The sequence below is a fragment of the Halorubrum miltondacostae genome, from assembly GCF_041379815.1.
In the GTDB taxonomy this organism is placed as follows: Archaea; Halobacteriota; Halobacteria; order Halobacteriales; family Haloferacaceae; genus Halorubrum; species Halorubrum miltondacostae.
Window position 1 is genome coordinate 25,921 of record NZ_JBEDNY010000006.1, and the last position, 12,093, is coordinate 38,013.

Annotated in this window: 7 protein-coding genes and 1 pseudogene; 1 reads left to right on the forward strand and 7 read right to left on the reverse strand. The window is 54.6% G+C overall.

Translation table 11 applies throughout. From position 1 onward, the window contains the following. Positions 1–28 precede the first annotated feature (28 nt). The 5 genes and pseudogenes from ABNG04_RS14685 to ABNG04_RS14705 all read right to left on the reverse strand — a co-directional run. Positions 29–223: pseudogene (locus ABNG04_RS14685) on the reverse strand (hypothetical protein); the annotation flags it as partial. Then, a complete protein-coding gene (locus ABNG04_RS14690) occupies positions 223–1,209 on the reverse strand; it encodes an ABC transporter permease (RefSeq protein WP_371163138.1) in 987 nt (328 codons plus the stop codon). The pseudogene ABNG04_RS14685 and the gene ABNG04_RS14690, both read right to left, overlap by 1 nt. Before the next feature lie 8 nt (positions 1,210–1,217). Further along, complete coding sequence (locus tag ABNG04_RS14695) at positions 1,218–3,089, reverse strand: ABC transporter substrate-binding protein (RefSeq protein WP_371163139.1); 1,872 nt, start codon at positions 3,087–3,089, stop codon at positions 1,218–1,220. Positions 3,090–3,152: 63 nt separating this feature from the next. Then, on the reverse strand, positions 3,153–4,997 hold the full coding sequence (locus ABNG04_RS14700; RefSeq protein ID WP_371163140.1) for a S9 family peptidase: 1,845 nt from the start codon (positions 4,995–4,997) through the stop codon (positions 3,153–3,155). Next, entirely contained in the window at positions 4,994–5,887 is an 894-nt protein-coding gene (locus ABNG04_RS14705; protein ID WP_371163141.1) for an alpha/beta fold hydrolase, read from the reverse strand. The genes ABNG04_RS14700 and ABNG04_RS14705 overlap by 4 nt, the downstream gene beginning before the upstream one ends. Before the next feature lie 2,602 nt (positions 5,888–8,489). Here ABNG04_RS14705 and ABNG04_RS14710 point away from each other — a divergent pair. Further along, positions 8,490–10,163 carry a pentapeptide repeat-containing protein gene (locus tag ABNG04_RS14710; protein ID WP_371163142.1) on the forward strand — a complete coding sequence of 558 codons (1,674 nt, stop codon included), beginning with the start codon at positions 8,490–8,492 and terminating at the stop codon, positions 10,161–10,163. Between the two features lie 47 nt (positions 10,164–10,210). Here the strand turns inward: ABNG04_RS14710 and ABNG04_RS14715 are convergent, their stop codons facing one another. Together ABNG04_RS14715 and ABNG04_RS14720 are read right to left on the reverse strand one after the other, a co-directional pair. Then, a complete protein-coding gene (locus tag ABNG04_RS14715; protein WP_371163143.1) occupies positions 10,211–10,852 on the reverse strand; it encodes a deoxyribodipyrimidine photo-lyase in 642 nt (213 codons plus the stop codon). Between the two features lie 96 nt (positions 10,853–10,948). Then, positions 10,949–11,548, reverse strand: a complete 600-nt coding sequence (locus ABNG04_RS14720; RefSeq protein WP_371163144.1) for a DUF7437 domain-containing protein — start codon at positions 11,546–11,548, stop codon at positions 10,949–10,951. Positions 11,549–12,093: the final 545 nt, after the last annotated feature.

Below are 12,093 nucleotides of genomic sequence, written 5' to 3' on the forward strand. Positions count from 1 at the left end.
GGAAGGTGGGGTTTGAACCGTACGCTTGCCAGTCCGGCGCGTGCGGTGCAATGTACGGAGCAAACACCGCAACGATGATAATTCCAACCAAGATCACTAATCCGATCGCCCCAATCGGAGACCGGGTGAACTGGTCCCACGTCCGCCGCAAACTAATGAGGAAGGGAGTAAGTCGATCTTCAATCGCCTCACGGCGATCGAGCGACTCAGAACTCGTTCCCACTATGCGTCACCTCCGAACGTGATCCGCGGGTCTAGGTACGTGTACACGATGTCAGTAATAAACCGTAGCGTGACGATTAACACTCCCAAGACGTAGAACGCGGCAAGTGCCGTCGGGAGGTCTCTGTTCAGGATCGAATCGACCAGGAGTTTTCCAATTCCGGGCCATGAAAAGACGGTTTCGACAATAACCGATCCATCAATGAGAAATGCGATGCCGATGATTGCCTGCGTTGCCACCGGAATGAGGGCGTTTCGCCCGCCAAATTTGGTCATGACAGTTGACTCCGGGTATCCCTGCGCCCGAGCGAAGTCGATGTAATCCGCGTCCACGACATCCTGCATTGATGTCCGCATTACCAACATCGGTCCTGCCCAGCCGATCAGGGCTAGTGAGATCACTGGGATCGTCATGTGAGTTAGGAGACTGATCAACCCCTCAAACCACGTGTACTCAGTGGTGAACGCAGGGAGCATTTGTCCGGCTGGGAACCAACCCAACTGGAACGAAAGGACCCCCAACAACAGCCATGCCAACCAGAAGAACGGGAGAGAGTACATGAACAGCCCCCCAGTGAAACCGAGCACGTCGAATTTGGACCCGCGGTTCCACCCCAGATACGTCCCGGCTGCCGTCCCAATCGCGTATTGGAGGATGAACGCCGGCACGAACAGGATCAGCGTCGGAACAAGCCGACGGCCAATCAGGTTTGACACGGGCTCAAGCTCCGAGATCGAGTAGCCGAAGTCGAAGACTAAATACGAGGTGATGAAATCAATATACTGCCTCCATAGGGGCTCGTTGAGCCCGAACCGAGTTCGGAGATCTTGGATCTGCTCTTGGGACATTCCCGGCCCGATGAGAGTGTTGAGGATGTCACCGGGCATCGCATGTAACAGCACAAATAAGAGAGTGGCAAGCGCGTAGATGGTGATAACGCTAATTACCGCCCGGCGCGCGATGTATTTCCCACTTATTCGTGCCATTCAGGTCGTTAGTTGCTTGGCTGCCGGATATTAATATAGCTCCATGCATTCTGAGAAATCCCACCAGGGAGCTGAATCCATCCCTCAAACGCATTCGAGACACCATGGAGTCGGTCAGGGTATTCTGTGATGAGCGCCGGCTGGTCCTCATAGATCTGTGCGAGTGCCTCGGCTGCCGCCTGCTTCTGTTCTTCTGGGTCGTACGTGTTATGGACGGCCGCTATCTTTTCATCGGCGTTCGTGTACCCCATCGGATTCAGCATCACCGAGTCACTGCTACTCTCCACATCTGCCCGGCTGCTTACCATCCAGAAGGAGAGATAGAAGTGCGGCTGTGGCATGTACACCCAGCCCTCCATCCACATGTCAAAGTCCTCTTGGACGCGGATGAGCGAGGACTGGCTGTTTTCTGCCGTCGGACGAGCCTCTGCTGGAATACCAACCTTGTTGAGATTTTCGACGAAGCGCCCCACTGCTTGTGCTTCAACCGGGGCCGTCGACGGTGGCGCAACAACGACGCCGAGCGGACCCTGCCCCCCATTACCGTCGTTATCAGTGTGTGCCTCGGTGAGCAGCTCTCCGTCCACGCGGATTTCCTGATCGCCACCGGCCTCTTCGACTTGTGATGACTCAACTGAGCCGAACGTGTACTCGTGTTCGCCGCCAGCACTCCGGAGGAATTCTCGCGCCTGCTCTACGTCGAGCTGACCATCTTCAGTTTTGTACGGGCCGTGTTCGATCGGCGTGTCGTGATTCTCTGGCCACCAAGCCTCATACGCACCTGCTGCGGCGTACGATCCGGGCTGTGTCAGCCCGCGCCTGAGTGTCGATTCGAGGTAGTTGTACGGGAAAATGAACCCAAGAGACTGACGGAATGGTTTATCATCCAATGGAACCCGTCGGAGGTTATGAGCGACGTAGTTGTACCCCCGAGATGATGAGGAAAATGCCCTCGCAGAGTCAGCATCCTGTAGTTGGAACGCACGGTTAGGCGTGATAGACTCGTAGGTTAGATCGACATCACCGCTCGTAAGCCCGTTAATCAGTGACGTCATATCACCGTACACACGGTACCGTAGCCGATCGACGTACGGTCCTTCGTGAAGACTGTCCGGAAGATTGTCCGGGCGAGCGTTGATTTCGTACCAATTCCCCTCATCCGAATCATTCCACTCCCAGCCACCGGCACCGATGAGTTCTCCGTTCTCTTCGAACGGGTCAAACTGCTCATAATCGTCTACTCCCTCCCACGTTTGACGGGGGAGTATTGGAACCGCAAACATGCCGGTGTCCGGTGTGAATATCGCTGCGGTCTCGGAACTGAGGGTAAATGCGACTTCGTACTCGCTCGTCGCTTCAAACGATTCGAAGTTCGCGACGTTCTGTTGGTATCGATGCCCCTCTTGATCCATCAAGTAATTGAACGACCACGCGACGTCTTCAGCATTGAACGTTTCTCCGTCGGACCAGCTGAATCCCTCTCGAACTGTTGCTGTTCCTTCGAGGGCCTCAGAGTCAAAGGAGAAATCCTCAAACACGTAGCCGACAATGTTTGCTGGATCCTCGGGATCCCGAGCGGTCGCCTGCGGATAAAACCGGTCGATAATGGCGAACGCCGCAGCATCAGAGATAACAAGCGGATTGAATCCACGAGGAACGTTTGAGAGACCAACAACTGGCTTCCCGCCGCGGGGGATGTCACTCCCGCCAACGTCGTTATCGGTCCCTGAGTTCGACCCCGACTCATTTTCGGATCCGCCGCCATCTCCGCCACTATCTCCATCACCAGTTCCGCCGGCGCATCCCGCCATGAACGCCAGACCGCCGAGTCCGGTATACTGTAGTAACTGCCGCCGATTGAATCGACTATCGTCTTCCATGGTATGCGTACACAATTCAGTCATTAGGGACGATTCATAAAGCTATGGGTGGACGCAACGCAACTAGCGGAGGTGTCGGTCAAACCACTGCTTCGTGGATTCGACCGCATCGCGCCGATTGGCCGCGTCCCTGAACCCATGGCCTTCGTTTTCGTAGACAGTGATTGTGAAGGGTAGCGAGGAGCCCTCAAAGTGGTTTCTCAGCTCTGTGGCCTGATTGATCGGTACCCGTTGATCTTCTTTCCCGTGGAGCACGGCAAGTGGTGTGGTGACATTATCGAGACGCCAGTGGACGCTTGCGTTTCGATACGCCGTTTCTCGCTCGTCGGGAGTCCCGTCAAGATCGCGTTCTGTAAGCAGCCTCCCGACGCGGTCAGCCTCAGCATGGTCACTGAACTGATTGACAACGCCGTACCACTCAACAGCGGCATCCCACGTCTCTGGATGCTGTGTAATCGAGTGGAGAGTCATATAACCGCCCCACGAGCCGCCATAAATTCCCACGGCGTCAGTTGTGTCTGGCCGATCACGGACGAATTCAGCCGCATCTCGAAGGTCTGTGACTTCCCCGCCCTCCCAGTCTCCCATCGATAACTCCTGGAACGCCCGTCCGTAGCCACCACTCCCACGGAAATCGACAGCTAGCACGACATACCCGTTTGCGACTAGATACTGTTCGAGTGGATGCCAGCCGTCGGAGTACTGGAAGTGGGCACCACCGTGGGCCTGGACGAGAGCGGGCGCTGGATCGCTTTCAGAGACATCTTCCGGGGTGTACAGATATGCGTTGATATAGAGTCCATCGCTGGCTTCGAAGGCAACTTGCTCTGGAACGACCACGTCATCTGGAACGTCAGGATCGCGGAGTTCTCGTGTTGAACCGCCACTCGTTGGGTGACTTCGAGGGTGACAGGGCGTCTCGTGTGTTGCGAACGGGACTCCAATCTGGTCTCCATCCGGAGAGAGTCGTATCTCGCCTGCGCCGCCACTCCCAAACACACCGTTGTGGTCGGTGAGCCGGGTCGTAACTCCAGCTGCGTCCGTTTCGTCGTGAAGCAGCACCGACTCGAGTTGCTGTGATCCACGCTCTCTCGTCGGGTAATACAGCTTCTGCCCATCGGGGTCCCACTGGAGCTGTTGAATATTGTACTGGTGAGAAGCCTCTACCGGGAAGACGTCCCGAGACGTATCACGAAGATCGATGACGTGGATGTCTTCTGCGTGGCGGTACCAAGGCTCCGCGACCTGTTTCGCCGTAAACGCAATGTGGTGTCCATCAGGGCTGAACGCTGGGACGCTGGTCGTCGATAACCCCTGTGTTAATCGACGATCATGGCCACTGTCGACGCTGACCACGTGGACTTCATCTGCCCAGTCACGATTGCCCCAGTCGTGTGCAGCAACGTACCCAATCCGATCGCCATGTGGGCCCCATGAGGGAGCCCACCGCCTCTCGTCGGACGGGTTTGCTCCATCGGTGAGTTGTCGGAGATCACTGCCGTCGTCTTCGCTCACCCAAATATCAGTGTCTCCCCCGCGACCGGACAAAAACGCTAAGCGGTCATCAGTTGGGGCGTATCGCGGTTCAGCGTCAAATCCGTCGCTCGAAACTGGTGTGTTCTCCGTGCTCGCTTCGACGTCGAACACTCGAATCTGCCCGTCACGAGTGTACGTCAGTTTTGTTCCGTCAGCGTTCCAGTCGAATTGACCAAAGCGACCCGAAATTCGCTCGTCGAATGCGATGAGACGTTCAGACGCATCGATATCAAACCGGTAGTCGTACACGACATCTGCGCCCTCCTCACGCTCGAGATACGTCAGCCGTCGGTTTGCTCCATGATACCCAGGCCGCCAACGAACACTGACCGTCTCTGCGATGTTCATCACGTCAGGGTCACTCGAGTTCATGAGCCGCCTCCATGTCCGATTCCGGTGAGGAACTCACGAACCCGGTCTAAGTACTGTGACTGCTGGTCAAGATTTGGGGAGTGCCCACTTTCCTCGAAAATCACCAACTGCGCGTTTGGCAACCGGTCGGCGATCTCCTTGCTCGCCGCTGGTGGAGTGATCCAATCGTGTCGACCGACCGTCACAAGTGCTGGCTTGTCTATCTGATTCAGCGCGTCTCGGTAATCCATATTCGGGTACTCCTCAGTGAACATCACGTTGTGCGTTTCGTGGTGAAATGTGCGTGATTCGGTTGCTTCAGCCGCGGCCTCAGCAGCTCTCTCGTCAAATGCCTCCAATGAAGGGGCATATAACGGCGCCATGCCGTGGAACACACGTTCGAATTCCGCATCAGAACTAACGTTGCCTTCCATGACACGGCTAAATTCGTCCCAAGAGATCTCCGGGACACCAAGATCCAGTTGTTGAAGTCGTGGCCATTTCTCACGAGCGTTTTCCCATGCGTTCTCTTCATACTCACTTGTCGGGGCAGTGTCTCGGAGGATGAACCCGTTCAAATGCTCAGAAAACTGTGAGGCATACTGTTGTGTAATAAACCCACCGTATGAACCGCCGATAAGGACGATGTCACCGAGTTCAAGCGTCTCTCTTAGCGCCTCTGCGTCTTTTGCGTATTGCTCATTAGAGTAGGGAGGTGTCAAAGAAGAATCTCCACACCCACGATGGTCATATACGAGAAGACTGTACTGGTCTGTGAGGGGCTCAAACGCTTGTTTCCCTTTTGAGTGATCACTAATTCCTGGTCCTCCATGTAGCGAAACAATAGTGGGATCCGCAGGATCCCCAAGCAATTCATAGTACAGCTCGGCGTCATTGACTTTGGTGTACATATCTCGCGTGTATACCCCTTACTCCCCCATTCAAAATAGTTGTCTCTTGTTATCAGCCACCACTGTGAGTATTGTTCACAGGATCCGTTTTGGATTTGGTACTCAGTTTGTGCCCTCAAATAACACCCTTAGTATGTTATTTCAGGTCGTAGTGCGTGAGAAAATGCGCGCGTAGAAAGTAACACTCCGTTTTATTTCCAGCAAAATAGTTCAGCGGTGATTACGGATTGACAAGCCAACGTTCAAGAAATATCCAGTAACTGGTAATATCTATCTCATCAGTCAGGGTTCAGATAATTTGACTCCGTGTACAGCTGGATACCTGCGCCAACTTTTTTACATGAAAGTGGTTACCGATGCGGTGAGCGTTTGAACAATTCACATCCGGACTGAGTGTTTTAGCGGTATCATCAACCAGATTGGGATAAATTCTGTAAGATAAGAGACGACACAAATATTGGTAGTAGCGCTCAGTATTCGGCGGTATCTATCTAAACTATCGATCTTGAATACTATCTTTTTTCTTGAGATATTCAGCTTTGATCAGATCTGAGCGCCTGTTCAGAACTGGGTTAACAAGGCGGATCGACAGCCGAAATTTCGTCGGTGTCCGAATCACGCTGTAGCGGATAAGACACTAATTCAATTTGACGACGAACAGTGTCGTATGTACGCCGGTATCAATCCGAATTGAAGCAAGTCACGCTAGACAGGGATTAAAACGACGAAATCAGACGGGCTCGTAGACCAGTCCTTATTATACTCACAAAGAACAGAATGTAGATAACGCGATCTGTCCCGTTAATATCTGAGTTTCAATTCAGTGAGTTTGTTATAAATACAGTCGTGAGTTTAGACACGAGTGACATAAAAATCAGAACTGCGTCAAAGTATAGATTTCCGTATATTAATGGCAAACATCAGTATTCAGACTGTTTAGCAACCCCGAAGCAAAAGCAGTAGGTAAGTGACTTGGGTTGTTGAGCCTCGCATGGAATCAGCGTATTGCTCGACAGTTCGCGGCGGCGGCGACAGTGTTACACAGGTGAACGCGAGATTCCTGTGGCGTAGGCTCAAATCAGGCACGGACATCGACGAGCCCCCGACGAGAAGTCGGTGTGAGACGAGATGGGGTGGCCGCCAGCGTGATTTACGCCGCTGCTCCGTGGGAAGACAGACGAGTGGTTAAGCCTCGGGAGCCCGCCGGCTTCAGTGATTGAGACATCGTGTTCTGGTTGCTGTAGCTGTGTGTGTGACTGTCGACAGCGATCGGCGCTCGGGTCAGTGCAGCCGCTCAACGTTTCGTTGTCAGCGGCTTCTTGTCGCCCCTCGTTCGCCAGTCGGTTCCTGCGCCAATCACCCCCTCCGGGTACCCCGTGCCCGCTAGGGTTCCACCCACTATCATATATTTGATATACCACTTCTCGTTCGTCGCTCGTCTCCCCCGCTTTTCCCGGTCCGCTTCTCGGCTCCGCCCTGCTTCTCTCACTCCGTGGCCATCTACTGATGTTCAACTCCCCTGAACCCTATTTGTGTGAATTCGGCCGAACGTACACGGTGGTAGAAGCGTTCTTTATAGAGTCTCTAAAACTTCCTGAGCGTGTTTCTGAACGCACACGCTCCATTTTTGTGGTGCTGAGCTAAACACGAACCCCCCGAATCGCCACGCTATCTGGTAATTAGCCAAAATGACATACTGAATACATAACTAAACATAGGTGCCCCGCAAATCGGCTGCCGTCTGGTAATTACGCAAAAATAGCGAGGTGATTTAGTGCTAAACACGGCCCCCCGCAATCCCGCCGCAGTCCAGTAATTTCGGCACTAAACACAGACCCCCCCGAATCACAACTCCGTCTGGTAATTACGGTTGCGCGTCGTTCATGATCGGTTCCGAGGTGGTGCTAAACACGAACCCCCGGAATTCCGCTGCCGTTTGGTAATTCCGGTAGTAAACATAGACCACCTGGAATCACCACGCTGTCTGGTAATAAGCACTATCGAATCACCGGCTGAAACATACAGATTATGATAAATGTAGGGATAGCCGGTCGAAACAGTGTCCAAAATTGTGGCGCTGGTGAGCGGAATCAAGAATGGCTGACGTTCGAAAGTGAGGTGTCGATCGACTTGGCTCATGGGTGGCGAGGATGCGCAGCTGGATTGCGCTCAAGTTCTGCTCGCACCTCTGTTCGGGTCGGAAAGGATCTGTCTTGGGTTCGGGAACGATCGGCTCTGGGGTCCGGAAAGGTTTGCCCTAAGATGGGGATTGGACCTTCCACGTTAGTTCCCGGGAAGCGGAGGGTATGTTAGCCGGTTAGTGGTGCCGTTGAATCGACCGAGCGCGACCGCCGTGTTGACTGTCATACGGTCGGAGTCCCCGGCGTGGGAGTGTCGGTGTTTTGACCTCCTCCCGCGCCTGAAAACGCAGGAATCCCACCATGGAATTTCAGGCCGAGCGTTCGCCCAACCCTACGGTTTCAACACGCATACATTCCAAGCGTCGTCCACCGACTAGGACGAATGATTATAGCGTTCGAACCAATTTACATGAGTCCACCTGAGTGATCGAACGCATGCCGATGTCAGAACACAGCCGCTAATGAGCACGCAATGCTCGCACACGTTCTCGCCAGACTACCCCGATTTCCGTGGGTATACGCGGAGTGGCGACGACGGTGACGACCGAAACCGCTGGCTCCTTGATGAGGGTGTGCCCGGCGTCGAAGACGGTACGTGGTCGTGCCCCCACGAGGTCGTGCCTGGATTCGACAAATGCCCGTTTCATCTCCCGGTCGCAGACCGACCTCCAGAGCTCGATGTCACGGCGGAGTTCCTCCAGCGAATCGAGGCGTCCCGGGAACTCGCCTCTCGGACCGCCAAACGCCGGAAACTCCAGTTCATCGATGCGACGTTCGAATCATTCGACATCGCCGGCGAAACAGTTGATCCAGGGACGAACTACGGGATTAACCTCGCACACGCAACCCTTGCCGGGGTTGACCTAACTGACACACGGGTGAACAAACAGATTCGGTTCTCTCATGCGACGTTCGAGGGCGCCTCGCGGTTCTGGAACGCCCAATTCAACGGGTTCGTCGGGATGCGTGACGCTGAGTTTCAGGGCCCGGCTCTATTTAGGGGCGCAACCTTCGATCGGCCGGTTAATGTGAAACACGGCACGTTCCACGATGACGTCTACTTTTGGTACACTGTGTTCAGACGACACGCGAACTTCCGCGACGTTGACTTCCAAGGCTACGCGTACTTTCGAGGCGTCGACTTCGATAACTACGTGCGGTTCTCGCAGGCACGGTTCCACGACGAGGCGTTCTTTAAGCTCGGAGAGTTCGGCGACGACGCCGACTTCATCAACGCACAGTTTGACGGCCCGCACAGTTTCATCGATGCCGAATTTGAGCGCACGACCGACTTCTCTGGTGTCACAGCCTCAGGCCCAATGGACCTCTCTGGGGCAACACTGGAGACGCTTGAGATGACGCCAGAGAAGATTGACGGCGCCACTCAATTCGTTGATCTCTCGGGATCGGTAATTGACGCTGGTGAACTCGGCCAACCCGACGAGGGAGCAATTCTGTACGACGCCCAGCAAGCGACGTTAGGTGATGTCGCCGTGACGACACCCCATAATGAGCCCGTCATTGAACATATCAGACTGCTCTCGACGAACTTTGACGGGTTCGAATTCGAAAGTGACGATCTGGATCCGGAAAGCGCAGGGTGGCGACTCCACAGCGTCTTCGATGTGTCGCTACTGCCTGACGACAGCCGTGAGTCCCCGTCGCCGGCGGCGCTCCGGGAAACCTATCTCAACGCGAAAAACGGTGCGAAACAGGTTGGCAATACGGCGGCAGCCGGCCACTTCTACTACAAAGAGATGACCTACCGCCGGAAACACCTTGCCGATCTCGTGAGCACTAGGCAGGGAGACGGACTGAAAACCGGCTTCGCGTGGGTGCGAAATATGACGCTGAATATCGTAACCGGCTACGGTGAATATCCGCTTCGAGTGATTGGCACTTCGATGGGGGCTGTCATCGGGTTCGCAGCCCTCTATGAGATCGTTGGGGGGACCGAGACATCCGCTGCGGATTCGGTCCTTTTCAGCTTTCAGAGTTTTATCACGTTCATCGTCGGGTCGCCACCACAAGATACGACGCAAGTCGTTGCCGTGATCAGCAGTTTTGAAGGCTTCGTTGGCGCGTTTTTCATCGCGCTGTTTGTCTATGCGTTCACTCGTCGCCTCGACAGATGACAGCCGTCTCGCGATCATCAAGCGCACTCCACCGTGGAAGGGTACGTTCAGGCTCGATCGAGTGCCATCCGAGACCGAGTGACATCTTGTCCAGTATCGTCAGATTGACGATACGTTGTTCCGTTCGATAGGGCTCGTAAGTGCTTTCGAGCAGAGTCAGTACCAACTGTGAGGGGTGCTGTGTCGTACTCGTCTTGCCCAAGATCTGAGAGTCGTGGCACTGGTTTGGTCTCAATCCCCAATGCGTCTGGGTTGGCCAGATTCCCCGCTGGGTTCGATGGCAGCGGTGTGGCTGATTGCTGTTTGCGTGACACGGACGTGTAGGCGAGTCCGGCGCGAGTGAGAGCACGCTGAACCGCACGGTCACGCTCACGAGCAAGTTGTGACTGATCGTCATTCCATACGACCTGATCGGCTCCGATAGTCCGCCCAAGACGAACTAAGACGTCGGTCGGAGCGCCGTGCTGTATCACAATGTCACCGTCATGGTCTCGGTACCAGTCTCGAAGGTTGCGGAGTGACCCGAGCATAAACGCGACCCCCAGCCCATTGGCGCGTGACAAAATCGCATCATCAAGCACGAAGACCGGCACTACACGACTATCGTCCTGCTTAGCAGCAGAGAAAGCGGCCGAAAGCGCTGGATTCGGACGTGGCTGAAGCGTCCGGCGGTGCCAATACAGCTTCATATATACTCATAGGAGTGTCGAGTAAGAAGGGTTGTGGCGCCCATTGACATCTTCCCCGATCTGAAGAGCGGGGTTTTAGTCTTGAAATGTCCATAATCACGCGCAATCAGCCACATCGCAATGGTTGGTGTCCACCTTGTCGAACCCCGCCCCAGCCTCCTCAATGTCGTAGTGCCCGTGGACGATAGGCCGGAGTGCCCACAGAATCATCTCCACAGCCAACAGCGAGGTATCGAGGTCGCCGGCCATCAGGTGGTAGGTCACCTTACCACGCTCCCGATCAACCGCATGGGTAAGCGCTGTCGCGAGGCCGGCGACGCTGTGGCGGTCGATGTGGGTATCGATGTCCGTATTCTTCTCGCGGCGGCCGACGGCGTCGATAAGCGCCGGCGTGATCGTGTACTCGCGGTCACCGGCGGCCGTCGTCATGGTCAGGTCGATCTCCCGGGCAGCGTACCGACGTGGCTGCCCGCCGTCGATGACATCGAGAACACCGGCGTCAACGAGTTGGTTAACGTAGCTGTAGGCCGTCCCCTGGGCGAACTCAAGGTCGTCCAACAGGTTCTGGACTGTCGCCTCGCCCTCCCGAGCAAGGTACGTGTACAACTGAGCCAGCTGCGGCTCTTCCAGCAGGTCCGCAACCGAGAGGAAGTCCTGGACGATGTCGCCGTCGGCGCGATTTGAATTGCGTGACACAGGCCGTCCTTGATTACAGTTTACAGCGAATCGGTAAACGAGTTGAACGCTATATCGAATGAATAGAGGACGTATGAGTGTCGGCTTCACCTTGGGGTCAATCCTCAAGGCGCTCACCTTGCCTATCTGTCGAGCACACTTTGCTCATTCAGAAACAGTCCCTCGCGTTTTATTCAACCCAATGAAGAGACGCTATACACCATCGCATGATTGATGACCTATTTGAACTACTTCTCGACGTTGCCGTCGAGTTGATTCCAAATAGCGTCTGGAAATTTCTGACATTTGTAGTCGGAATTGTGTCGATAGGAGCTGGGGTGATGCCGTTTAATAAGTCAACGCGCACTAGTGGAGTATTGGTACTTGTTGGGATAACCCTGCTGGCCGGCTCAGTCATGTCTTGGTACCGATGATTGGATACTCCATTATCCAATAGCACTCCGAGCAACCATATTTATTACACAATACAAATCTAAGCAAGATAATTCTCGTATTCTCAACCTGCCGTTGCTCACTTCTTCCCGCGATCTGTTAAGAGTGCCCAC

What these genes read in the sequence shown, in the direction of transcription:
- ABNG04_RS14690 (WP_371163138.1), bottom strand. Translation starts at nt 1,209, where the DNA reads ATGGCACGAATAAGTGGGAAATACATCGCGCGCCGGGCGGTAATTAGC.
- ABNG04_RS14695 (WP_371163139.1), bottom strand. Translation starts at nt 3,089, where the DNA reads ATGGAAGACGATAGTCGATTCAATCGGCGGCAGTTACTACAGTATACC.
- ABNG04_RS14710 (WP_371163142.1), top strand. Translation starts at nt 8,490, where the DNA reads ATGAGCACGCAATGCTCGCACACGTTCTCGCCAGACTACCCCGATTTC.
- ABNG04_RS14715 (WP_371163143.1), bottom strand. Translation starts at nt 10,852, where the DNA reads ATGAAGCTGTATTGGCACCGCCGGACGCTTCAGCCACGTCCGAATCCA.
- ABNG04_RS14700 (WP_371163140.1), bottom strand. Translation starts at nt 4,997, where the DNA reads ATGAACTCGAGTGACCCTGACGTGATGAACATCGCAGAGACGGTCAGT.
- ABNG04_RS14705 (WP_371163141.1), bottom strand. Translation starts at nt 5,887, where the DNA reads ATGTACACCAAAGTCAATGACGCCGAGCTGTACTATGAATTGCTTGGG.